The organism is Methylosinus sp. LW4 (genome assembly GCF_000379125.1).
Classification (GTDB): Bacteria; Pseudomonadota; Alphaproteobacteria; order Rhizobiales; family Beijerinckiaceae; genus Methylosinus.
Genome location: NZ_KB900626.1, coordinates 3572696 through 3596176 on the forward strand (window position 1 = coordinate 3572696; position 23481 = coordinate 3596176).

At 66.2% G+C, this 23481-nt stretch carries 25 protein-coding genes; 7 read left to right on the forward strand and 18 right to left on the reverse strand.

Features of this window, described 5'->3' with window-relative positions:
• Nucleotides 1-13 precede the first annotated feature (13 nt).
• Nucleotides 14-1828 (forward strand): ABC-F family ATP-binding cassette domain-containing protein, encoded by a 1815-nt coding sequence (locus tag METLW4_RS0117745; protein ID WP_026191596.1) that lies wholly within the window; start codon nt 14-16, stop codon nt 1826-1828.
• A 45-nt stretch (nt 1829-1873) separates the two neighbouring features.
• Here METLW4_RS0117745 and METLW4_RS0117750 read toward each other — a convergent pair whose 3' ends face one another.
• The 9 genes from METLW4_RS0117750 to METLW4_RS0117790 form a co-directional block, all read right to left on the reverse strand.
• A complete protein-coding gene (locus METLW4_RS0117750) occupies nt 1874-3145 on the reverse strand; it encodes a sialidase family protein (protein WP_018267580.1) in 1272 nt (423 codons plus the stop codon).
• Between the two features lie 65 nt (nt 3146-3210).
• Entirely contained in the window at nt 3211-3561 is a 351-nt protein-coding gene (locus tag METLW4_RS25250; RefSeq protein WP_018267581.1) for a hypothetical protein, read from the reverse strand.
• The gene (locus METLW4_RS0117760) at nt 3558-3890 is read right to left on the reverse strand and encodes a hypothetical protein (RefSeq protein WP_018267582.1); all 333 of its coding nucleotides are present in this window, start codon (nt 3888-3890) and stop codon (nt 3558-3560) included. Before METLW4_RS0117760 ends, METLW4_RS25250 begins: the two co-directional genes overlap by 4 nt.
• Nucleotides 3891-3904: 14 nt before the next feature.
• Nucleotides 3905-4402: a hypothetical protein gene (locus METLW4_RS26620; RefSeq protein WP_018267583.1), complete on the reverse strand. Its 498-nt coding sequence runs from the start codon at nt 4400-4402 to the stop codon at nt 3905-3907.
• Nucleotides 4403-4430: 28 nt separating this feature from the next.
• The gene (locus tag METLW4_RS26625; RefSeq protein ID WP_018267584.1) at nt 4431-4796 is read right to left on the reverse strand and encodes a hypothetical protein; all 366 of its coding nucleotides are present in this window, start codon (nt 4794-4796) and stop codon (nt 4431-4433) included.
• A gap of 27 nt (nt 4797-4823) precedes the next feature.
• Nucleotides 4824-5537, reverse strand: a complete 714-nt coding sequence (locus METLW4_RS0117775) for a hypothetical protein (RefSeq protein WP_018267585.1) — start codon at nt 5535-5537, stop codon at nt 4824-4826.
• Nucleotides 5534-6070, reverse strand: a complete 537-nt coding sequence (locus METLW4_RS0117780; protein ID WP_018267586.1) for an ExbD/TolR family protein — start codon at nt 6068-6070, stop codon at nt 5534-5536. Before METLW4_RS0117780 ends, METLW4_RS0117775 begins: the two co-directional genes overlap by 4 nt.
• The gene (locus METLW4_RS0117785) at nt 6070-6711 is read right to left on the reverse strand and encodes a MotA/TolQ/ExbB proton channel family protein (protein ID WP_018267587.1); all 642 of its coding nucleotides are present in this window, start codon (nt 6709-6711) and stop codon (nt 6070-6072) included. Before METLW4_RS0117785 ends, METLW4_RS0117780 begins: the two co-directional genes overlap by 1 nt.
• Before the next feature lie 180 nt (nt 6712-6891).
• A complete protein-coding gene (locus METLW4_RS0117790; RefSeq protein ID WP_018267588.1) occupies nt 6892-7278 on the reverse strand; it encodes a DUF2946 family protein in 387 nt (128 codons plus the stop codon).
• 139 nt (nt 7279-7417) lie between these two features.
• On the opposite strand from METLW4_RS0117790, the gene METLW4_RS0117795 reads away from it, so the two are divergent.
• Both METLW4_RS0117795 and METLW4_RS0117800 read left to right on the forward strand, forming a co-directional pair.
• Nucleotides 7418-7789 carry a DUF2946 family protein gene (locus METLW4_RS0117795; RefSeq protein WP_157235224.1) on the forward strand — a complete coding sequence of 124 codons (372 nt, stop codon included), beginning with the start codon at nt 7418-7420 and terminating at the stop codon, nt 7787-7789.
• 78 nt (nt 7790-7867) lie between these two features.
• Complete coding sequence (locus METLW4_RS0117800; protein WP_018267590.1) at nt 7868-10381, forward strand: TonB-dependent receptor; 2514 nt, start codon at nt 7868-7870, stop codon at nt 10379-10381.
• Between the two features lie 71 nt (nt 10382-10452).
• On the opposite strand, the gene gor is transcribed toward METLW4_RS0117800, so the two are convergent.
• From gor to rpiA, 3 genes are all read right to left on the reverse strand, one after another.
• A complete protein-coding gene (gor, locus tag METLW4_RS0117805; RefSeq protein ID WP_018267591.1) occupies nt 10453-11820 on the reverse strand; it encodes a glutathione-disulfide reductase in 1368 nt (455 codons plus the stop codon).
• A gap of 92 nt (nt 11821-11912) precedes the next feature.
• Nucleotides 11913-12464 carry a DUF2059 domain-containing protein gene (locus METLW4_RS0117810; protein ID WP_018267592.1) on the reverse strand — a complete coding sequence of 184 codons (552 nt, stop codon included), beginning with the start codon at nt 12462-12464 and terminating at the stop codon, nt 11913-11915.
• A gap of 43 nt (nt 12465-12507) precedes the next feature.
• Complete coding sequence (gene rpiA / locus METLW4_RS0117815) at nt 12508-13224, reverse strand: ribose-5-phosphate isomerase RpiA (RefSeq protein ID WP_018267593.1); 717 nt, start codon at nt 13222-13224, stop codon at nt 12508-12510.
• Nucleotides 13225-13412: 188 nt separating this feature from the next.
• Here rpiA and METLW4_RS25270 point away from each other — a divergent pair, with 188 nt between their 5' ends.
• From METLW4_RS25270 to METLW4_RS26630, 4 genes are all read left to right on the forward strand, one after another.
• Nucleotides 13413-14735, forward strand: a complete 1323-nt coding sequence (locus METLW4_RS25270; protein WP_018267594.1) for a hypothetical protein — start codon at nt 13413-13415, stop codon at nt 14733-14735.
• 71 nt (nt 14736-14806) lie between these two features.
• Nucleotides 14807-15325, forward strand: a complete 519-nt coding sequence (locus METLW4_RS0117825; protein ID WP_018267595.1) for a hypothetical protein — start codon at nt 14807-14809, stop codon at nt 15323-15325.
• 18 nt (nt 15326-15343) lie between these two features.
• The gene (locus tag METLW4_RS0117830) at nt 15344-16696 is read left to right on the forward strand and encodes an O-antigen ligase family protein (protein ID WP_018267596.1); all 1353 of its coding nucleotides are present in this window, start codon (nt 15344-15346) and stop codon (nt 16694-16696) included.
• Nucleotides 16693-17121: a hypothetical protein gene (locus METLW4_RS26630; protein ID WP_018267597.1), complete on the forward strand. Its 429-nt coding sequence runs from the start codon at nt 16693-16695 to the stop codon at nt 17119-17121. Before METLW4_RS0117830 ends, METLW4_RS26630 begins: the two co-directional genes overlap by 4 nt.
• Before the next feature lie 26 nt (nt 17122-17147).
• Here the strand turns inward: METLW4_RS26630 and nusG are convergent, their stop codons facing one another.
• The 6 genes from nusG to METLW4_RS0117870 all read right to left on the reverse strand — a co-directional run bounded on the left by nusG (nt 17148) and on the right by METLW4_RS0117870 (nt 23433).
• The gene (gene nusG, locus METLW4_RS0117840; protein WP_198162233.1) at nt 17148-17693 is read right to left on the reverse strand and encodes a transcription termination/antitermination protein NusG; all 546 of its coding nucleotides are present in this window, start codon (nt 17691-17693) and stop codon (nt 17148-17150) included.
• Between the two features lie 289 nt (nt 17694-17982).
• Nucleotides 17983-20310 (reverse strand): ATP-dependent helicase, encoded by a 2328-nt coding sequence (locus METLW4_RS0117845; RefSeq protein WP_018267599.1) that lies wholly within the window; start codon nt 20308-20310, stop codon nt 17983-17985.
• A 91-nt stretch (nt 20311-20401) separates the two neighbouring features.
• Nucleotides 20402-21193 carry an HvfC/BufC N-terminal domain-containing protein gene (locus METLW4_RS0117850; RefSeq protein ID WP_018267600.1) on the reverse strand — a complete coding sequence of 264 codons (792 nt, stop codon included), beginning with the start codon at nt 21191-21193 and terminating at the stop codon, nt 20402-20404.
• Nucleotides 21190-22035 (reverse strand): MNIO family bufferin maturase, encoded by an 846-nt coding sequence (bufB, locus tag METLW4_RS0117855; RefSeq protein WP_026191599.1) that lies wholly within the window; start codon nt 22033-22035, stop codon nt 21190-21192. The genes METLW4_RS0117850 and bufB overlap by 4 nt, the downstream gene beginning before the upstream one ends.
• Nucleotides 22036-22125: 90 nt before the next feature.
• Nucleotides 22126-22356 (reverse strand): hypothetical protein, encoded by a 231-nt coding sequence (locus METLW4_RS0117860; protein WP_018267602.1) that lies wholly within the window; start codon nt 22354-22356, stop codon nt 22126-22128.
• Nucleotides 22357-22557: 201 nt separating this feature from the next.
• Complete coding sequence (locus METLW4_RS0117870; RefSeq protein WP_018267604.1) at nt 22558-23433, reverse strand: NAD(P)-dependent oxidoreductase; 876 nt, start codon at nt 23431-23433, stop codon at nt 22558-22560.
• Nucleotides 23434-23481 lie beyond the last annotated feature (48 nt).

The window sequence follows — 23481 nt, forward strand, 5'->3', positions numbered from 1 at the left end:
CATATCGGACCCCATGGCCCCGCCACCCCTTTTGACGCTCCAGAATGTCGGGCTGACGCTCGGCGGCAAGCCGCTTTTCGAATCGGCGGACCTCTCCGTCTCGCCCGGCGAGCGGCTGTGCCTCGTCGGCCGCAACGGCTCGGGCAAATCGACCCTGCTGCGAATCGCCGCCGGCGAGGTGGAGGCCGATTCGGGGATGCGCTTCCTGCAGCCGGGCGCGAGCCTGCGCTATCTGCCGCAGGAGCCGGATCTCTCCAAATTCGCGACCACGCTGGATTATGTGGTCGACGGCCTCGGCCCGACCGACGATCCCTATATCGCCAAGGCGCTGCTGCTCGAGCTCGGCCTCACGGGCGAGGAAAATACGCGCAGCCTCTCCGGCGGCGAGGGCCGCCGCGCCGCGCTCGCGCGCATCCTCGCGCCGGAGCCGGACGTGCTGCTGCTGGACGAGCCGACAAACCATCTCGATCTGCCGGCGATTCTCTGGCTCGAGGAGCGGCTCGCCGGCCTGCGCTCGGCGATGGTGATCATCAGCCATGATCGCCGCTTCCTGCAGGATTTGACGCGCTCGACGGTCTGGCTCGATCGCGGGCGGACGCGCTATTTGTCACGCGGCTTCAAGGATTTCGAGGCCTGGCGCGACCGCGAGTTCGAGGAAGAGGAAAAGCAGCAGCACAAGATCGACCGCAAGATCGTCGCGGAAGAGCATTGGCTGCAGCATGGCGTCACCGGCCGCCGCAAGCGCAATCAGAAGCGCCTCTCCGATCTTCACGAGATGCGCGCGCGTCGGCGCCGGCATGTCGGGCCGACGGGCGACATAAAGCTCGAGGTCGCCGAGGCGCAGACCTCCGGCGCGCTGGTGGTCGAGGCGCGGGGAATTTCCAAGGCTTTCGGCGATCGGACCATCGTCGATACTTTCTCGACGCGGGTGATGCGCGGCGATCGGCTGGGCATTGTCGGCGCCAATGGCGCGGGCAAGACGACGCTCATCAAAATGCTGACGGGGACGCTGGCGCCGGACGGCGGCCATGTGCGGCTCGGCGCTTCGGTCGAGATGGCGACGCTGGATCAGAGCCGCGCCAGCCTCGATCCGCAGACGACATTGAAGGACGCGCTGACCGGCGGCGGCTCGGATTTCGTCGAGATCAACGGCCAGCGCAAGCATGTCATCGGCTATATGAAGGACTTCCTGTTCGGGACCGAGCAGGCGCGCACGCCCATCGGCCGGCTCTCCGGCGGCGAGCGCGGGCGCCTGCTGCTGGCCCGCGCGCTGGCGCTGCCGTCCAATCTTCTGGTGCTGGACGAGCCGACCAATGATCTCGATCTCGAGACGCTGGATCTCTTGGAGGAGATGCTCGCCGATTATCCCGGCACGCTGATCGTCGTCAGCCATGATCGCGATTTTCTCGATCGCGTCGCCACTTCCGTGCTGATGTCGGAAGGCAATGGCCGCTGGCTCGAATATGCCGGCGGTTATTCCGACATGGTGGCGCAGCGCGGCGAAGGCGTGCAGGCGCGAAGCGCCGCCGCCGCCCCGCGTGAGGAGAAGGCGAAAGCGGCGAGCGCGCCGCGGCCGAAATCCGCGGCCAAGCCGCGCCTCTCCTTCGCCGAGCAGCATGCGCTGACGACGCTGCCGGCGAAAATGGAGGAGTTGCGCGGCAAGAGGGAGAAGCTGCAGAAATTTCTCGACGATCCCGGCCTCTATGCGCGCGATCCGGCGAAATTCGCCGAAGCCGGCAAGCTCCTCGCGAAAGTGGAGGAAGAGCTCGCCGCCGCCGAGGAGAGCTGGCTGGAATTGGAGATCAAGCGGGAGGAGATCGGCGGGTGAGGCGCTTCACCCGCCCGTCCTCAGAGGCGCCCTGAGAGCGTCGCTTCAGCGCTTCGTCGCGAGTCCGGCTGTGGTCTTGCGCGTCTGCGTCTCCGCATGGCCGCGTTCCAGCGGAATGAGCCGGTAGCCCTCCTGCTGCGTCAGCCAGGAGAGATAGGCGACGCCCTTGCTCTCGACGAGCAGCGGATGGTCGGAGGCTTCCGCCGTTTGCGCCAGCGCGCGCGGCGCGTCGAAGCTCTTGCCGCCGTCGCGCGAGCTCTGCGCGAGGACGGTGGTCAGCGTTCCGTCGAACTCCTTCCAGGCGCGGTACAGCTTGCCGCCGCTGACGAGCAGCTGCGGACGCTGCGGCGCGCGCTCGGCGTCGCCGATGCGCTGGGGCTCGGAGAAGCTCTTTCCACCATCCTCGCTGCGCGCATAGAACAGGCCCTGGCGCGTCTTGCCGCGCGTGAACCATGCGATGTGCCAGCGTCCGGCGGCGTCGATCGCCATGGCCGGTCCCTGATGCGGGCAGGCGGTCGCCCAATCGTCGAGGCTGACGCGCGAGCCGATGAGCGTCTTGCCGTCGGCGGAGAGCTTGGCGGCCATATGGTCGCGGCGATTATTCTCGAACACATGGCGCCACATGAAGACGGGCTGGCCGTCGCGATCCAGCGCCGCGCCGATGCGGCAGCATTCGCAGCTGTGATCGAGCAGAATGCTCTTGCCGGAAAAGCTCTTGCCGGCGTCGTCGGACCAGGCGACCGCTATGCCGCTGCCCTCGAAGCTCTCGCCGGCGGCCTTCGCTTTGGCGGCGTCGCGCTTGTCGAGCCAAGCGGCGTAGAGTCGCCCTTTGGGGTCGACGATGAAGGTCTCGAAGCGCTGGCCCTTGTCGTCGACGAGCGGCTGCGGCGGCGCGAAGCTCTTGCCCTCGTCGGTCGAGCGCGTGACGAAGACCGTGCCCTCATAGCTCTTCTCGGGCCGCGTGGTGAAGCTCGCCACCAGAGTCCCGTCCGCGAGCGCGACGATCTTGGGCCGCGCCTCGCCATTGTCGTCCAGCGTTCCCGCCGGCGCGGCGATGACGAAGGGCGGCGCGAAGCTCTTGCCATTGTCGCTGGAAACCGCGCCATAGACCTTGCCGGCGACCGAATAGGTCAGCCACAGCCGCCCATCGGCGCCGAAGGAGGGCGTCGCGCTGACGGCGCATTTGGGCAGCGGATCGGCGCAGGCGGGCGGCGCGGCATGGGCCATCTGGCCCATTTTTTCCTCTCGCGCTTTCTCTTGCGCGAGCGCGCCGGAAGCGACGAGAAGGGACAGCAGAGCGAGCGCGGCGCGTTTCATGGCGGTGCCTTTCTCAGCGGCTGAAGATGTCGGCTCGAAGGGACGAAAAGCCCGCCGACCCCGCGTCAGTGGAAGTTGAATCTCTGCGAGCCCTCGAAGGAGCCGCCGGGCGGCGGCGGGGCGATCAGGCCGGAGAGAATCTTGCGGACGATCTCCGCATGTTTCGGGCTGCTCGACTGGGCGATCGTCACCTGATCCACCTTGCCGGCGGCGTCGATGTGGAAGCTGGCCGTCGCCGAGCCGGGACCGGCGGGGCTCGTCGTCGGCGTGCGCTTGGCGATCTCGCTATAGAGCAGGCCGAGGAACTTGCTCTGCGAGAGGCCGGAGGGGGCCGTCGTCGCGCCATTGGCGTCGCCCGCGGCCTGGGCCGCGCCGGCGAGCATGGTGAAAGCGAGAATTAAGATCGAGCGTCTCATCTGGCCTGTCCTTCACGCACGAAAACGAAACGATAGCGCAGGTGGTATTGTCCTCGGGGCGGCGGCGGCAGGCTGACCCGCGCCAGCCTGTCGCGCGTCAACGCCACGAGGCGCGCATCGGAACCCCGCAGGCGGGAGGAGACGACATATCCGTCCGCGCCTATCTCGATCTCCGCGTCGACCCGTCCTGCGGGATGCGGCGCCGGAAAGCTCTGTCTCGCCAAAGTCGCATTCACGAGCGCGACATAGACATTCGGATGCCTCGACTCGCCGCCGAGGGCGGCCCCCGCGCAGAGGAAGAGCGCTATCGCGAGGGCCGAGGATTTCATGAGCTTCCCGCCGATCAGTGGAAGTTGAATTCCTGCACCGCGGAGAAGGAGCCGCCGGGCGGCGACACGGTGTGAACCGCGGCGAGGATTTGATTGACGACGGGTTCGAGCGCCGGATTGGAGGCGCTCTGAACCTTGTGCGACACGACGCGGCCGCCGGCGCCGATCGTGAAGGCGACATGGATGGAGCCGGTCTGCGCGTCAGAGGCCTTGGGCGTGTGGCGCTTGATCTCGGCGGCGAGCAGCTTGACATAGGCCTGCTTGGAGAGAGCGGGCTTCGCCTTCTCGGCCTGCTTCTTGTCCTTGCTCTTGTCCGCGTCCTTGCTCTTTTCCTTATCGGCGGCCTTTTCAGGCTTGGCCTTGGGCTTGGCTTCCGTGGCCTTGTGCTCGGTCGCGGCGGGAGCGGGCGCGGCGGCGGATTCGGCTGCGGCAGGGGCCGCCGTTTCGCCCTCGACCGCGAGGGCGGAGCCGGAGACGAGCCCGGCGATCATCAATATCGCGATTCTTTTCATTGGGACGTTCCTCGATCTTTTTTTGCGCTCAGTTGAAGTGAAAACTCTGTTCGGCGTCGAACGGGCCGCCCGGCGGCGGCGGAGCCCGCAGCGATTCGATGATCCGCCGCGCCAACGCCGCATGAGCCGGAGACGAGCCCGTCGCCTCGACGACGCTGATGGCGCCGTCCTTCCCGACATGGAAAAAGCAGGTCGCCCGCCCCTGGCCGATCGTTGCGCGGTTCGGCGTGTGGCGGCGGATTACTTCCGCCATGATTGTCTTATATCGGTGAATGGCCGCCGGATCGGCGAAGACCGACGACGCCGGGGCGATATCCTTCGCAGTCGCGGCGTCCGCGGCTGCGAGAGCAAAGACGGAAATCAGACCGGCGATCGTCGATGACGACAATCTCATTTCGCGTCTCTCGATCTTTTCGTCGCATCAGTGGAAGTGGAAGCTCTGAGTTGCGATGAACGATCCGCCCGGCGGCGGCGGCGCATGGACCGAGGCCAAAATACGCCTCGCCAGCGCAGCATGAGCCGGCGAGGAGCCGGAAGCGGAAATGCTGGCGATGCCGCCGCCGGCGGTCACATTGAAGGTGCAATGCGCCGTGCCCTCGCCCAGCGCGGAGCTTCCCGGCGTGTGGCTGCGGATCGCCGCCGCGAGCAGCGCCTTATAGGCGCTCTGCGACATGCCATTGCTCTGCGACTGCCCTTCCGGCGCGCCCAACCGGCGCTGGGTGACGGCCTCGCGCTTCTTGTCGCGCTCGACGTCTTTCTTTTTCTCGACGACCTTCTTCTTTTTCTCGACGATCTCTTTCTGCTGCGGCAGCGTCGGCGCATCGGGCGCCATCACTTGCGGCGGCGGAATGGCGAGATCGGGCTGCTCGATCTCCTCGGGCGGCGGCGGCTCTTCCTCCGCGGCGCTCACTTCTTGCGCTTCGAAGAAATCGCCCTGCGGGACGAGCTCCATGCTGATCGAGTCGAGGCTGGCGATGCTCGGCACGGCCAGCTTCAGCAGCAGCCAGCCGACCGCCGCATGAGCGACGACGACGCCGGCGAAGCTCGCCGGCCGCAGCCAGCCGGGTCTGACGGGCGGCGGGGCGCCGATGGGCGTCCCCTCATGCTCGAAGGAAGAGAGGATCGCATCCGTCATTTCGCCGCCCCTCCCGCGGGAATCGCCGCCGCAGGAACGGCCGTCGCAGGCGCCGGGCTCGCCGCGGCCGGCTTCGCGCCGACGGCCGCCGCCGGGGTCGCCGCGCCCTTGGGCCGCGAGTCGGTGAGTATGGCGATATGGGTGATGCCATTGGTCGCCAATTTGTCCATCACGGCGATCACCTCGCCGTAATTGGCCTCCTTGTCGCCGCGAACATGAACGATGCGGCTCGTGTCGGAGCCCATCATCGCCTTGATGCCGTCGACGAGCGCCTCGGGCGACACTTCATCGGCGCCGAGCGCCACCTTGCCGTCCTTGGAGACGGCGACGACGATCGGCTCCTTGGGATTGAGCGGCTGCGCCGCCTTGGACTGCGGGAGATTGACCTTCATGCCCTTGGCGAGCAGAGGCGCCGTCACCATGAAGATGATGAGCAGCACCAGCATGACGTCGACGAGCGGCGTCACATTTATGTCGGCGAGCGGCTGATAGAGGCTGTCGCCATTCTTGAAGCGCGTGGGAAGTCCGGCCATCAGGCGGCCTCCCGCTTTCTCGAGGCGACGATGTGGCCGCTGGTGACGGCGAGCGCCTTGTCCTCGACATAATGGGCGACCTGCTGGCCGGCGCGCGAGAAGGCCGCGCCGATGCGGTTGTAGCCGACCGAGGCGGGAATGGCGGCCGCGAGGCCATAGGCGGTGGCGGCGAGCGCCTCGGCGATGCCCGGCGCGACCACCGCGAGGCTGGTGTCCTGCGATTGGGCGATGCCGGCGAAGCTGGTCATGATGCCCCAGACCGTGCCGAACAGGCCGACGAAGGGCGCGACGGAGGAGATGACGGCGAGATTGGGCAGGCCGCCCTCCGCCTTGGTCATCAGCTCGCGGCCGACGCGGCTCATGATCTCGGCGACGCGCTCGCGCTTCTCGCCGATGGATTCGCCGGGGAGATCGAAGGAGGCGGCGTGCTCGCCGGCGGCCTCGATCGGCGCGAGCAATCCGGCCGGACCGCCCGAGCGCGCGGCGCGCGCCGATTTGCCGATACGCACGACGGCGACGACGCCCTCGACGATCAGCACCCAGGTCCAGACCGACGCCAGCAGCAGGGCGGCCATGACCACCTTGCCCACAGGGCCGGCGTTCAGGAACATGGTGACAGGAGAAATTGAGCCGTAATCCATAGGACGCACTCGCGCTTGGGGTTCCCCGATCTCGCGACGCCGCCGCGGATCAGCAGATTGTTGTTGCTTATGATTTTGTTCGTCCAACGGCGATATCCCGCTCTCTCGAGGGAGGGGAGGCGCCGTCGAAGCCCTGCTTTGCCGTTCCCGCGCGTCGCTCGGCGTGGAATCGGCCTGTCGTCAGATGAGAGCGAGGAGACCGGAAGGCGGCGCACGGGCGCCATTGACCGCCTGCGATAGCGCGAAAGACGGCCGCACAGCGGCATAGGCTCGATAGACGGCGGGCTGCGCGGCGGTCTGGCGGCGCAGGGCGACAAAAACGCGATCGGGCAACACCGCGGGACCGGAATGCGCGGCGAGGCAGCAGGGGCAGCTCGCCCCTTTCTTCATCGGCCTGTCGGGCGTTCCGGCGTTCGCGTCGGTGAGCGCGTCATGACACACGGCGCGGGCTGTCTGATCGCCCGCGCGGGCGGCGGCGCTCGCACTCGCAACGCGATGCGGCGCGCCAGAAACGAGGAGGGCGAAAACGAGCGCGCAAACGGCGGCGATCGCGCAGATCGCGCGCATTTCTCTGCGCTGTCCCCCCGTGTGTGACATAAATGTCTCTTAACGGATTTTTTAACTTCTGACAATCTGCGGGGTCTTGGATTTATTTGGCGAAACGCGCTAATTCGCAGCTGGTTTATCGATAGAGTTAATGCGCGCGATGGCGGCGATCGCCAAGTTCCTCTTCCTTCTCGCCCTGCTGGGCCAGGCGCTGACCGCGCCGCTCGGCGGAATGCGCGCGCATGGCGAGACGGCGGCGCGGCTCTGCCTCGCCGCGCATGCCGAGGCGGGCGACGCATTCGCCGCGGAGCCCGGCAAGCAGGCTCCAAAGAGCGACCAATCCCATCGCCATGGCGCCTGCGCCTTCTGCGAGCTCGGCGCCGGCGGCCCCCCGCTTCTGGCGACCATGGCGTGGGTCGCGGCGCAGCCCCCGCGCGCGCATGCGGCCGGCGCCTTCGTCGCCTTCTCCGGCGCGCCCTTCTCGCGCGACGACGACAATGCGCCGACCCGCGCGCCCCCTTCCTTCTCCTGACGCGACACCGCCGCGGCGCGCGAGCGCCGCAAATCGACGCGCGCCCTCGCGAGAGGGCGTCAGGGAAGGACATCACAAATGCATCGTCACCATCTGCTGCGCGGCGTCTCCGCCGGCGCGCTCTTTATCGTCTGCTCCGCCGCCATTCTCCCGGCCCGCGCCCAGGAATCGCTGCCGACGATCGACGTCGCCGGGGAGGCGCAGCCCGCGCAGTCGCGCCGCCCGGCGCCCGCCTCCGTGTGGTCGCCCACTCTGCCGGACGGCAAGCCGGCCTTCGTGCAGAAATTCGATCTGCCGAACACTGTCGCCAGCGTGACCCGCAAGCAGATCGACGAGACGATCAACGTCATCGACACGGAAGACGTGGTCAAATATCTGCCGAGCCTCTTCCTGCGCAAACGCAACAATGGCGACACGCAGGCGGTGCTGCAGACGCGCACCTGGGGCGTCTCGTCGAGCGCGCGCAGCCTCGTCTATGCCGACGATCTGCTGCTGACGGCGCTCATCGGCAACGACAACAACATCGGCGCCCCGCGCTGGGGCCTCGTCGCGCCGGAGGAGATCGAGCGCGTCGACATGCTCTATGGGCCGTTCTCGGCGGCCTATCCGGGCAACTCCATGGGCGGCGTGCTGCAGATCACCACGCGCATGCCCGACAAGCTGGAAGTCACCGCCAAGCAAACCGTCGCGCTGCAGGACTTCTCGCTCTATGGAACGAGCAAGCTGTTCCACACCGAGGTGACGAGCGCCACCGTCGGCGACAAGATCGGCGATTTCTCTTGGCTGGTCACTGGCAATTACGCCCATGGCACGACACAGCCTCTGACCTATGCGACCGCGGCCAACAATAATCTCTACGGTTATCCGGGCGCTTATTTCGGCAACACCAAATTCGGCGCGCCGGCCACTATTCTCGGGGCGACCGGCAATCTCGAGAACGACCAGATCAACGCCAAATTGAAGCTGGCGTACGACTTCACGCCGACGGTTCGCGCGACCTACACGCTCGGCTTCTGGAGCAATGACGGAACCTCCATCCCGCAGCCCTATTTCTCGAGCGGATCGCAGGCTTTTGGCGCGACGAGCGGAACGGGGAGCATCGGCTCCTCGGCGATGCAGAGCTTCGGCAGCGGCTATTACCGCGTGCAGGAGAAGATGCTCACCAATGCGCTGGCGGTGAAATCCAATACCGGCGGCCCCTTCGACTTCGAGGTCTCCGCCTCGCATTTCACCTATCTCCAGTCGGATCAGCGCTCGCCCTATACGGCGGCGCCGGTGGGCTATTCCTCGACCGGCAAGGATGTCCGCTACAACGGCACCTATTGGACGCTGCTCGACCTCAAGGGCATATTGCGGCCGGACGGCGTTCTCACGGGCCACGACATCAGCTTCGGCCTGCATGGGGACCAGTTCCATCTGAACAATCCCACCTGGCTCACCACCAATTGGACGAGCGGCATGGCCTCGTCCTATGGCGTCGCGGCCTCCATCGGCAATGGCACGACGCGCACGCAGGCTCTGTGGGCGCAGGACGCGTGGAAGATCTCGAAGGAGTTCAAATTCACGGTCGGCGGCCGCTGGGAGCATTGGAGCGCGTCGGACGGCTACAACCAGTCGCTCGGCTCCATCAACGCCACTGGCTTCGGCTCGACGGCGACGGCGGCGAGCATGCTGCCGATCTATCAGCCGGCGCTCTATCACACGCGCTTCTCGCCCAAGGGCTCGCTGCAATGGACGCCGGACGAGGATTGGACGGTCACCGGCTCGATCGGCCTCGCCAATCGCTTCCCGACCGCCAAGGAGCTCTATAATCTGACGACCATTCCCGGCGCGACGGGAACGGTGGTCAATCCCAACCCCAATCTGCGGCCGGAAGTGGCGCTCAGCAAGGAGCTCGCGGTCGAGCGCAAGATCGGCGACGACGGCTCCGTGCGCGTGTCGCTCTTCGATGAAGAAGTGCGCGACGCGATCATCTCGCAGAGCACTTTCGTCACCAATCAGACCTTCACCGCGTCGCAGACGACCAATGTCGATCGCGTCCGCAACAGCGGCGTCGAGCTCGCGGCGCGCAAGGACAATGTCGTCATCAAGGGGCTCGAGCTCATCGGCAGCGTGACCTATCTCAACGCTCGCGTCATCTCCGACAGCAAATGGGCGCCGTCCGGCGGCACGAACTTCGACAATTGGGCGCTCTCGGTCGCCGGCAAGCGCGTGCCCAATGTGCCGGATTGGCGCGCCACAATGGAGGCGACCTATCGGCCCGACGATCATTGGGCCTTCACTGTCGCCGCCCGCTATCAGGGCCAGATGTGGACGACGCTCGCCAATAACGACATCGCCCATGGCGTCTATCAGAGCTTCGACCGCTTCTTCGTCGTCGACACGAAGATCCATTACAAATGGAACAAGCATGTCAGCTTCGACTTCGGCGTCGACAATATCGGAAATTACAAATACTTCCTGTTCCACCCCTTCCCCCAGCGCACCTATACGATCTCGGCGAAGTATGAGTTCGGGCGCGACAAGGGCGAGCGCGGCGTCTTTTTCGAAGGCGACGAGCCGCCGCTGTTCGACATATCCTTCGTGAAGTGAGGCGACGAGGCGATCCGGGAATGTCTCGGATCGCCTCTCGAAAGCGAGCCTGAAGGCTCGCATTTTTTCTCTTATTCCACGATGCGACTCGGCGCGCGCATCGTCACCAGCTCTTCTGCGAGCGTCGGATGCAGCGCCATGGTCGCGTCGAAATCCGCCTTGCGCGCGCCGAGCCGCAGGGCGATGGCGAGAATCTGCGCCATCTCACCCGCCTCCGGCCCCAGAATATGCACGCCGACGACGAGATCGCTGGCGGCGTCGACCAAAATCTTCATGAAGACTTTTTCCGCGCGCTTCGACAGCGTCGCGCGCATCGGCCGGAAGCTGGTCTCGAAGACATGGAGCCGGCCGTATTTCGCATGCGCCTCGGCCTCGGTGAGGCCTACGGTTCCGATCTCCGGCGTGGTGAACACGGCCGTCGGCACCAGATCGTGACTGACGCGGACGTCCTTGCCGCCGAACACAGTGTCGGCGAAGGCGTGTCCCTCGCGTATGGCGACAGGCGTCAGATTGATGCGGTCGGTCACATCGCCGACGGCGTAGATGGACGGAATATTGCTGCGCGAATAATCATCGACGATGATCGCGCCGCTCTCCTTCATCGCGACGCCCAAAGCCTCGAGCCCGAGGCCCTGCGTCAGCGGCGCGCGGCCGGTCGCCAGCAGCGCCGCGTCAATGTCGAGCCGCGCGCCATTCTGCAGCGTGGCGACGAGCCCCCCCGCGGTCTTCTCGAGCCTGGTGGGCAGAGCGCCGCGGTGAATCTTTATGCCCGCATTGACGAGGCCCTCGTCGAGCAGGCGGCGCAGATTCTCGTCGAAGCCGCGCAAGGGCAGATCGGCGCGCAGCGACAAATGGACCTTGGAGCCGAGCCGCGCGAAAACGCTGGCGAATTCCACGGCGATATAGCCGCCGCCGACGACGAGCAGGCTCTTCGGCAGTTCCGGCAGATCGAAAATCTCATTGGAGGAGATGGCGTGCTCGAGGCCCGGAATGTCCGGCCGCAACGTCGGCGCGCCGCCGGTGGCGACCAGAATGTAACGTGTCGAGACGCGCCTGCCGCCAGCGAAGGCGACTTCATTGGGCGAGGCGATCACGCCCCGCTCGCGAATGACCTCGACGCCGGCCTTCTCGAGATTTTGCGCATAGAGGCCGGAGAGGCGGGTGATCTCCGCCTCCTTGGCGGCGACCAGCGCCTTCCAGTCGAACGCCACTTCGCCGACGCGCCAGCCGAAACCGGCGGCGTCCTGGAAATCATCGTGGAAGCGGCTCGCCATCACATAGAGCTTTTTCGGCACGCAGCCGCGGATCACGCAGGTCCCGCCGATGCGGAACTCCTCGCATATGGCGACTTTCGCGCCATAGCCGGCGGCGATGCGCGCCGCGCGAACGCCGCCCGAGCCTGCGCCGATGACGACGAGATCATAATCATGCTCTGCCATTTCGAACCCCGGAATCTGCGACCCGAGGGCGGAAGGCCCGCACGGGTTGCGCCAGAGCTCGCCCGCTCCAGATTTCTCCGTTCATGGGGCGGCTAGAGCTCGTGGCCCTTCTTGCGCATCTCTTCGCGCACGCGGGTCATCATGTCGACGGAAATCTTCTGCGACCACGCCTGCATGGCGACGAACATATCGCTCATCAGCAGCGGCTGCATGCCGACATATTTGCGGCCCGAGGCGCTCTTGAAGAAAGCCGCGACATCCTCGAGCTCCTTGGGCGAGAAGCGCTGCGTGTAGAGCTGCGCGGCGCTGTCGATCATCTCCTCGACCTTCTTGTCGAACTCCGGCCGCACGGCGGCGAGGACGAGATTGAGGTCCGGCACCATCTCGGGCCGCGTGCGCGTCACCGAAAGGGCGATCTGCTCGAGATATTGCGGAATGATGAGCCGGAAAGACGAGGCGATCCCGGAATCGACGACGATGGTGCGCGCCAGCGCCAGCTGCGCCGGCGTGGCCGCGACCGTCGGAGCGGAAGCGACGGGCGGCGAGACGGCCGCCGCGGGGGCGGCGCCGGGTCGCTGCTCGGCGGCGCTGGCGGCGGTCGCCAGAATGAGCGCGGCGAAACCGATCGTCGGGCGAAATATCACTCGGGACGTCTCCTCGTGAAACCAATTCGGCGACGGCGCTCGGTCACGCCGGGGCCAGCCGGCCGAGCGTCGCGATTCCGTCGCGGCCGGCGATGACCGCCGCCGTGGCGAGGCCGATGAACAATCCATGCTCGACGACGCCGGGAATCGCCGAGAGGCGATCGGCCAGCGCATCGGGATCGGAAATCGCGCCGAATGCGCAATCGAGGATCAAATGGCCGCCGTCGGTGACGAAAACATGGCCGTCGGGCTTCAGCCGCGGGCCGACGGTCCCGATTAGGCCGAGATCGCGCGCCGCGCGCTCCACATGCAGACGCGTCGCCTTGGCGCCGAAAGGATCGATCTCGACCGGCAGCGGAAAGGCGCCCAGCGTCTCGACCTTCTTCGATTCGTCGGCGATGACGATGAAGCGCTTGGACGCGGCGGCGACGATTTTTTCGCGCAGCAGCGCGCCGCCGCCGCCCTTTATGAGGCGCATTCGGCCCTCGAGCTCGTCGGCGCCGTCGACCGTGAGGTCCAGCTCCGGCGCCTCCTCCAGCGTCGCCAGCGGCACGCCCAGCGCGGCGGCCTGCGCCCGCGTGCGCTCGGAGGTGGGAACGCAGAGCACGTCGAGCCCTGCCTTCACCCGCGCGCCGAGCAGATCGACGAAATGCGCCGCGGTCGAGCCCGTGCCGAGCCCCAGGCGCATTCCCGGGGTCACGGCCTCGAGGGCCACGGCGGCCGCTTGTCGTTTCAGCTCGTCGGCGGAAGGGGCGGGCATGGGCGGCGTCCTCTGTCGGTCGCTTGGGAGAAATGGCGGATAGTCGTTTCGCGGGCCGAAAGCAACGGCGGCGGGCGGCGTCCCGGCCGCGCGCTTACGGGTCGGGCCGGATAGACCGCCCGGCGGCCCGCGCGCTATGCCGTCTGCGCCTGCGATGCGCCGCAGGCGCAGCGAGAGCGCCGCCTTCGATGAAGCGATCGATCATCTCCGGCGTGGAGAGCGTCGCCCGCGGCCTCGGCCGTCTGGAGCCGCCGCAGCTCCTCGCCTATCTCGTGATCGCCTTTCTGGCCTGGCGCATCGTCGGCCATGGGCTCTCCGCCTTGCTGGCGCCGCATGATCCGCGGGCGGCGCTCACCTTCGACTCCGCCGATCCCACGACTCTCCTCCAGCTCGCTCAGCGCGAGCTGACGCCGGGCGCCGATGCGCGCGCGGCGAAGGGACGATCGATCGCGGCGCGGCTTCTCGCCATCGATCCGCTCGCGCCCGGCGCCTTGTCGCTCTATGGCAAGGCGGTGGAGCAGCTCGGCGACGCCGAGCGCGCCGAGCGCATTCTGCGCCTCGCCGCCGCGCATCTGCCGATCGATCTCGTCGCGCATGGCTGGCTCTATGAGAACGCGCTCGCCAATGGACGGCTGCTCGAGGCGCTGGACGAACTGGACACGCTGCTGCGCGCGCGTCCGTCGCTGGCGCACAGGCTCGCGCCGTCCTTGCAGGCGATGCTGGGCGCCGGCGCGGCGGTGGAGGACCGCTTCTTTCGGCAGCTGGCGGCGACTCCGCCCTGGCGCGCCGCCATGCTCGCCGAGCTCGCGCCCGTCATCGAAAATCCGAATGTGCTGCTGCGTCTCTTCGGCCGTCTGCAGACATCCAAGGCGCGGCCGTCCGATATGGAGATGGGCCTGCTCCTCGCGCGGCTGCTGCGCGACGGTCTCTATGACGAGGCCTATGCGGCCTGGCTCGCGCATCTGCCGCCGGAACGGCTCGGCGCGCTCGGCCTGCTCTATAATGAGCGCTTCCAATATCCGGTCTCCAATCTCCCCTTCGATTGGACCTTCACGCCGACGAGCGGCGCGAGCATCGCTCTGACGGAGGAGGGCGAACGCAAGACGCTGAGCGTCGAATTCTACGGCGCGCGCGTCTCTTTTTCGAATGTGACGCATATGCTCATGCTCGCGCCCGGTCGATACGCATTCACCGGCGCCGCCGCAGCCGACGATCTCGACAATGAGCTGGGGCTGCGCTGGCGAATCTATTGCGCGGCCGATCCGTCGCAGACGCTGGCGGCGACGCGGCTATTGAAGAAGACGGTTCCGCTGCGCGCCTTTCGCGTCGAGTTCGCCGTGCCGAGCCAAGGCTGCGACGCGCAATGGCTCAAGCTCGAGATACCGGTGCGCATCGCCACGGACGCCGATGTCAGCGGCGGCGCGCGCTATGTGAATCTCGCAGTCGAAAGTCTCGCGAGCGCGCCGAGATCGAGCAATTCGGCAGGCGCTATCGTGCATGACCGCAAATAGACCGGCGATAGGCGTCGATGATAGCGTCGATTCGCGGCCCCCTCGGGTGAGCCGACTTATCGGAGGTTTCGATGAAGAGAATTTTTACGACGATCGCCATTTTCGGCTGCTGCGCGCAAATGGCTGCGGCCGAGAGCGCGGCCGTCGGCTCCCCCTCGAATCAACGTCGAAACAATTGCGCCGTCGGCGACGCGCGTCTGACGAATGTGAAAGGCGGCGTGCTCTTGTCGCGCGGCGGCTCGTTCACTGAGCTGCGCGACGCTGCGCCCTTGTCGCCGGGCGACCGCATTCTCGTGCGTGAAGGCTCCGCGAGCGTCACGGTCGGCGACAAGGTCGCGGTGCGCGCGGATGCGGGCGCGATGGTGACGATCGCCGAAAACGACGGCGTGATCTGCGCGAAGCGCGTCGCATCCAATCCCGAGATCGTCGGCCAGGAGAGCTCTTTCGATCCGGGGCCTTATGTCGCCGGCGGCGCCGCCGCCATCATCGTGGGCGTGGGCGTCGGCGTCGGCGTTTCCAATACGAACAACAACAATGACGAGCAGCAGCGCAACGCCGCGCTTTTGCTGCTGCAATCATTGAGCAACTGACGCGAGCGCGGGCCGCTCATGCGCATGACCGAGACGCTCTGCGGCGTCGCCTTGGCGACGTCGCTGATCTTCGGCGGCGCGACGCAGAAGGGCGGCGTCTCGGATGTCGTTGTTCAGCTGGCCGCGCTTCCGCTGCTGGCGCTGGTCTTGCCGGATGTAGGCCGAACGCTCGCGACGCGCGGCTGGACCGCGGTCCTGCTCGGCGTCGTCATTGCCGTTCCGCTGCTGCAGCTCATTCCGCTCGCGCCCTCTGTGTGGAGCAGGCTGCCGGGGCGTGACGCCATCGCCGACACCTATCGCATCGCCGAGCTCGCTCCGCCATGGCTCGGCCTGTCCGTCGCGCCATGGGCGACGTCGATGAGCCTTCTCGCCCTGACCGCGCCGATCGCCATTTTTCTCGGCGTCATGTCCTGCCACGCCGATGAGCGGCGGCGCCTGATGCTGCTCGCCGCCTGCATCGGAGTGGCGACCGTGCTGCTCGAGGTGATGCAGATCGTGCAGGGGCCAAAAAGCGCGCTTCGTTTCTACAGCCCCGCCGACGTCGGCCTCTTCGTCAACAAAAATCACACAGCGGCCTTTCTCTATTCGCTGACGCCGCTCGCCGCCTATGCGCTGGAGCGATATTTGTCGCGACGTTCCGCCTATGGCGTGATAGCGGTGTTCGCGCTGTTCATGCTGTTCACGCTCGGCCTCATGATGACGGCTTCGCGCGCGGCTCTGCTGTTCGGCCTCGCCTCGGCGGCGCTCGCCTATGCGCTCATTCTCGGCGATCGGCTCGGCGGCGCGCGGGCCGGCAAGGCGGCGATCTATTTCGTCATCGCGCCTGCGCTCATCGTCACCGGCGTTCTGGCGCCCTATTTCGGGCTTTCGCAAATCATCGATCGCTTGACCGGCGAGGATGTCGCCGCCGATGTGCGCTGGACCGTGCTTCGCGTCTCCTTCGAGACGATGCAGGGGTTCTTCCCGCTCGGCTCCGGCCTCGGCACATTCGATCGCGTCTATCCTCTATACGAGCCGACGAGCGTGATCCTCCCGGCGATCGTCAATCATGCGCACAATGACATTGTCGAATTGGCGATGGAGCTCGGGCTCGTCGGCGTTCTGCTCGTCCTCTGCTGGCTCGCCGCGACGATGATCGCCGCTGTGCGCAATTTCAGCGAGAGCGATGTGGCGCTGCGGAAAGAGCGCTTCGCCGCTCTCATCGTCGTCGGCCTGCTGTTCGCGCATTCGACGATCGACTATCCATTGCGGACCTCGGCGCTCGCCGCCATCTTCGCCATGTGCTGCGCCATCGTCTGCAAAAATAGATCGAGCCGGTCCGCGCGCTGCGACGAGCGCCAGGCGCGGACGGAGCTCGTCCACGAGCTATGAGCTCATGGCGCGCCTCTGTGGCGCTCGCTCTGCTGCTCGCCGGATGCCAAGGCGCGCCAGCGACGCGCGATGCGGGCGGCAATCTGCGCGCCTATATCGACGAGGCGCGCCGGCTCGACGCGCGCGGCGCGCAAAAAGCCATTCGCGGCGTCTGCGCATCCGCCTGCACGATCTATCTCGGCATGCGCAATGTCTGCGTCGAGCCCGGCGCGCAATTCTGGTTCCACGCCGCGCATCTGCCCGATGATCCAAGTCCAGACAGTCTCGGCTCGCTCGAGATGCTCGCCTTCTACCCGCCGCGCGTGCGCGAGTGGGTCATGCGATCGGGCGCGCTGGACAGCACGGATTTCGACAAGGCCAAAATGCTGTCCGGCGAAGCGCTCATCGCCATGGGCGTGCCCGCTTGCCGCGCCGCGCCGCTGTAGAATCTCGCGGCGCTCGCTTCCGATTTCTAGCAGGCGGCGACTTGTTCCGAGGTCAATTTGACCTTCACCGGACGGCTGAGCAATTCCATCAGCACGATGATGCGATCGCGCTCGTCCATGTCGATGACCGTGGCGACGAAGTCTTGGAAGGCGCCGCCGGCGATGCGCACTTTCTGGCCGATCTCGAAGCGGCGCGACGGCGCGACGATCACGCCGTCGACTTCTCTTATTTTCAAATCCTCGACGAAATCGCTCGGGAGCATGCTCGGGTTCTCGCCGGAGCGAACCAGCGTTCTCACGCCGAAGGTCGAGCAAATCGGCGTCCAGCGCGTGTCGGACGCGAGCTCCACGAAAACATAGCCGGGAAACAACGGCCGCGAGACCTCTCGCGTGCGACGCGCATGGCGGACGCGCTCGAGCATAAAGGGGCAATAGACGTGGAATTGCTGACGCATCAGATTTTCGATGGCGAGACGTTCCCGGTGCGGGTGCGTGTTCACCACCCCCCAGCCGCGCGCGTGGCGCAGGGAAACGTGTGCGACAGCATTATCCATATCTGGAAACGACGCCATGAGAAACCTCGACTGCTGAAATGAGACGAAGACAAGATTACACGCCCCGATGCGAAGGCCGCGCCGGTTGCGATGATGATTGCAGCTCGAAATGGCGCGGCCGAATATTTCGACGAATGAGACGTCGATGCGGCTTCGCGTCCGAAGGTCAGGCGCTCTTCACGAGCGGCGGCTCGACACACATCATGATCAATCCGCTTTCTGTTGACACAATGCGGCAATCATATACGGCTCGGTTACGAATTGTAAACGCCCGCCGCCACATGGACGGCGCGCCGAGCCTGCGTGATTATCCGCGCTCGACAAAGCTCTCCAGCACCATCTTGCGTCCGGCCTTGTCGAAATCGACCTGCAGCTTGGCGCCTTCGACATTGACCACCGTGCCCGGCCCGAACTTCTGGTGAAACACGCGCACGCCGATCGTGAAGCGCGCGCTCGTGGAGGATTTCGCCAGCACCTCGCCTTCTATCATCGGCGGCGCGCGGCGTGACGCTGGCTTGCTTCCGCCGCTCTCGCGCGCGGCTTGCGCGCGCTTCCAGCCCGGCGTCGAATAGCTCGAGCCATAGCTGTCCATATTGGCGAAGCGCGACACGCCGTAGGAGCCATATTGCGAGCCGCCGGAGGCTTCTCTCACCTCGACATTGGCCGCCGGCAGATCGTCGAGAAAACGCGAGGGCAGAGTGGTTTGCCACAGGCCGTGAATGCGCCGATTTGTCGCGAAGAAAATTTTCAGCCGTCGCTTGGCGCGCGTGATTCCCACATAGGCGAGGCGGCGCTCCTCCTCCAATCCGGCGCGGCCATTGTCGTCCAGCGAGCGTTGATGCGGAAACAGGCCTTCCTCCCAGCCGGGGAGATAGACGGTCTCGAACTCGAGCCCCTTGGCGCCGTGCAGCGTCATGATCGACACGCGCCGCTGATCGGCGGCTTCATCCGTCTCCATCACCAGCGACACATGCTCGAGGAAGCCCGAAAGATCGGGGAATTCCTCCATGGCGCGCACCAGCTCCTTCAAATTCTCCAGCCGGCCCGCAGCCTCGGGCGTCTTGTCGTCGCGCCACATTTGCGTGTAGCCGGATTCGTCCAGCACCGTTTCGGCGAGCTCGTTCTGCGGCATGGTCTCGATGAGGCTGCGCCAGCGATCGAAATCGGCGATCAGCGCGCGCAGCGTCGCGCGCGGCTTGGGCTTCAGCTCCTCCGTCTCGACGATGACGCGCGCCGCCTGCATCAGCGGCGTGCTCTCGCGGCGCGAATATTCGTGCAGCACCTGCAGCGTGGCGTCGCCCAATCCGCGCTTGGGCGTGTTGACGATGCGCTCGAAGGCGAGATCGTCGAAAGGCTGCGCGACGCAGCGCAGATAGGCGAGCGCGTCGCGTATCTCCAGCCGCTCGTAGAAGCGCGGGCCGCCGATCACGCGATAGGGCAGGCCGAGCGTGATGAAGCGCTCCTCGAACTCGCGCATCTGGAAAGACGCGCGCACGAGAATGGCGATCTCCTCGAGATCATGCCCCTTGCGCTGCAATTGCTCGATATCTTCGCCGATCGCCCGCGCTTCCTCCTCGCTGTCCCACACGCCGGTGACGCTGGGCTTCTCGCCATCGGCGCCTTCGGTGAACAGCGTCTTGCCGAGCCGTCCCTCATTGCGCGCGATGAGATGCGAGGCCGCCGCGAGAATATGCCCGGTGGAGCGATAATTGCGCTCGAGCCGCACGATTTTCGCGCCGGGAAAATCCTTCTCGAAGCGCAGAATATTTTCGACCTCGGCGCCGCGCCAGCCGTAAACGCTCTGATCGTCGTCGCCGACGCAGCAGACATTGTGCCGCCCCTGCGCGATGAGGCGCAGCCAGAGATATTGCGCGGTGTTGGTGTCCTGATATTCGTCGACGAGAATATATTTGAAGCGCTGCCGATAGTCGTCGAGCACATCGGCGTTCTCGCGGAAGAGCCGCAAAGTCTCGAGCAGAAGATCGCCGAAATCGACGGCGTTCAGCACCTTCAGGCGCTCCTGATAGAGCGCGTAGAGCTTCTTGCCTTTGCCGTCGCCGAAGCTCTGCGCCTCGCCGACAGGGACGTGATCCGGCGAGAGTCCTCTGTTCTTCCAGGCGTCGATCTGATGCGCCAGCGCGCGCGGCGGCCAGCGCTTGTCGTCTATGTTCTCGGCCTGCAGCACCTGCTTCATCAGGCGGATCTGATCGTCGGTGTCGAGAATGGTGAAGTTCGACTTCAGCCCCGCCAGCTCGGCGTGGCGGCGCAGGATTTTGGCGCTGATCGCGTGAAACGTGCCGAGCCATTGCAGCGCCTCGGCGCCGGGACCGGCCAAGCTCTCGATACGCTCGCGCATCTCGCGCGCGGCCTTGTTGGTGAAGGTGACGGCGAGGATTTCCCAAGGCCGCGCCCGCCCGCTGGCGAGAATATGCGCGATGCGCGTCGTCAGCACGCGCGTCTTGCCGGTGCCGGCGCCGGCGAGAACCAGCAGCGGGCCGTCGATCGTCTCGACGGCGGCGCGCTGCTCGGGGTTCAGCGCCTCGAGAAAGCGCCCGCGGCCGGCGAGCGCCGCGGCGCGCGCGGCGACGCCTCCTTCGAGCGGCGTGAAGTCTTCCGGCGGCGCTTGGCGTGACAAGGCGATTCTCCTTCGAAGCGGGGAGAATATAGGAGAACGGATGGCGAATCACCGTCCGATTCTCGATATGCCCCCGAATGTGGAGATCGCGTCAGCTCTCTTCGTCTGCCTTTGCGCCCACCACAAGCCCTTCCTGGAACCAGCCGGTGAGCATTTGCGCCAGGCGCTCGGGCGAGGCGTCGGCGTGATCGCGGAAGGCGGCCATTTGGCAGATGTCGCCGAAAGCGTGGCCTTCCATCGCCAGCGACAGCGCCATGGCCTCGTCCGTCTCCAATTCGCAATGGACGGAGTCGAGATCGGCGCGCCAGATCGCGACATGGCCGCGGCCTTCGCCGCGCGGCGGCAGGTCCTGCTGCTCCATCGCCGCCTCATGCGTCGCGATCGTGCCTTCCTCCAGCTCCAGCACGATGAGGCTTGGATGAAAGGCGAAGGAGAGGCGCGGCCATTGCTCGGGCGCGAAGGCGGCGAGCTCGGCGATCGCCAGCGGCTCGGCGTCGGGCGCGTCGAAAGCGTCGGTGAGCGCGCGCTCGAGCAGAGCGAGGTCGATCGCCCGCGCATTGTCGCGCCATTCGTCCTGCTCGCGCAGGAAATCGGGAAAGCGCGTCGTGTACCAGCGCGCGTTGCGCTCACGCGAGGGCTGCGCGCCGATATAGGCGTCGGCGAGCGCGTCGAAGGCCGTTTCGCCGATCAGCGCGCGAACGGCGGGGAAATCCGCCGCCAGAAATTCGGCGAGCCTCGCGCGATAGGCGTTCACATAGACGCCGAAGAGCGTGGTGCGGTCGGCTTGGCGCGAATTCTTCACCGATTCGAGAATGCGCGCGCCATCCTCGGCGCCGGCCAGCACGCCGGCCTGGAACAGGGCCTGCAGCTCGGCGAGCCTCATGCGGCGCTCCGCGTGTTCTCGGCGTCTATGCGCGCGGCGATCTCGCGCATATGGCCGAGCTCGGCGAGCAATTCGTCGAAGGGCGGGAAATTATCGTCGCGCTCGATCATGGTGGAGACCGCGCCGAAGCGCCGCCGCGCGCGCTCATAGAGCGCCCACACCTCGTCGCAGACCGGCTGGTCATGCGTGTCGATGCGATGCGTGCCATTGTCGGTGTGGCCGGCCATATGGAATTGCGCCACGCGATCCGGGTCTATGGCGTCGATGAACGCATTGGCGTCGAAGCCGTGATTGAAGCTCGAGACGAAGACATTGTTGACGTCGAGCAGCAGCAGGCAGTCGGCGCGCCGCGCCAGCTCATTGACGAAGGCCCATTCGCTCATCTCGGATTCGCGAAAGGCGACATAGGTGGAGGCGTTCTCGACGACGAGCCGCCGGCCGAGAAAATCCTGCACGCGCATCACCCGCTCGGCGACATGGGCGAGCGCTTCCTCCGTGTAGGGAATCGGCAGAAGATCGTGCAGCGTCACGCCATGCACGCCGGTCCAGGCGAGATGGTCGGAGACAAAGGCCGGCTCCACGCGCTCGGCCAGCGCTTTGAGCGCGCGCAGATAATCGAAGTCGAGCGGATCGGTGGAGGCGAGCGACATTGCGACGCCATGCATGACGATCGGATAATCGGCGCGCACGCGCTCCAGCATGGCGGTCGGCCGGCCTCCGCCGATCATGTAGTTCTCCGAGATGATCTCGAACCAGTCGACGGCGGGGCGGGTCGACAGAATTTCATCGTAATAGATCGGCCTCAGTCCGAGGCCGTGTCCCAATGGGGCGGGTCTGCTCATGTCTCGCGCTCCAAATGCTCTCTTCGCGCCGCCCCCGCCGCGAGAATCGATCGCGCCCCGCATGGCGCGCGATCGACGGCTTCGATCGGCTCAACGGCCGGCGCAGGAACCCTTGGCGCTGCAGGAGGCCTTATGCCCCTTGTGGTGCTTGCAGACGCCCTTTTTGGTCATGCACTTCGTCTTGCCGCCGCATTGGCCTTTTTCCATATTGCAGACGTGTTTGGAATGCTTGGCGGAAGCCTGCGTCGAAACGCCGCCCGCGAGCGCCAGAGCGATCGCCGCCGCGGCGATGGTCGAGCCCGAAACGATCTTGGCTTTCATTTTTTTTCTCCCATCATCGCTCTCCCCGCCCCTGACAGGGACCAAAAGAGCGCGACCTGGACCTCCCCAGGCCCGGCGCGACCATAGCACTCGCCGAAGGATTTGAAAGCGCGCTCCGATTCGCGTCCCGCTCCGCCGCGCCCGCGCTTCCCGTTCTCGAGCGCCGGGGCCATCCGCCGCCGCGCCGAGCCGAGCTTCGAGCTATCGGCGCAGCCGCGCCATCAGGCTCGACGTGTCCCAGCGTCGGCCTCCCATATTCTCCACCTCGGCGTAGAATTGATCGACCAGCGCGGCGACCGGCAGGCTGGCGCCGTTGCGGCGGGCCTCGGCGAAGCAGATGCCGAGGTCCTTGCGCATCCATTCGACCGCGAAGCCGAAATCATATTCGCCGGCGAGCATGGTCTTGTGGCGATTCTCCATCTGCCAGGATTGCGCCGCGCCATTCTTGATGAGATCGACGACCGCCGCGCCGTCCAGCCCGGCGCGGCTGGCGAAATCCAGCGCCTCGGCGAGGCCCTGGACGAGGCCGGCGATGCAGATCTGATTGACCATTTTGGTGAGCTGCCCGGCGCCGGACGGCCCCATCAGCCGGCTGGCGCGCGCATAGGCGGCGAGCACGGGCTCGACGCGGGCGAAATCCTCGGCGTCGCCGCCGCACATCACCGTGAGCGCACCATTCTCGGCGCCGGACTGGCCGCCGGAGATCGGCGCATCGAGAAAGCCGAAGCCGCCCTTTTTGGCGTGAGAATAGAGCTCGCGCGCGACCTCCGCCGAGGCGGTGGTGTGATCGACGAAGACCGCGCCGGCCTTCAGCGCGCGAAAGGCGCCGTCCTCGCCGATCGTCACCTGGCGCAGATCATCGTCATTGCCGACGCAGGAGAAGACGAAATCCGCGCCCTCGGCGGCGAGGCGGGGCGTCGGCGCCGTCCGCGCGGAAAATTGCGCGGCGAAGCGCTCGGCTTTCTCCGCCGTGCGATTATAGACGACGACCTTGCGCCCGCCGCGCGTGACGAGATGGCCGGCCATGGGATAGCCCATCACGCCCAATCCGATGAAGGCGACGGTCAGCTCGGTCATTTGTCGGTCCTTTGCGGGTGAGATGCGAGAGCGCGCAAGCAAGCCTCA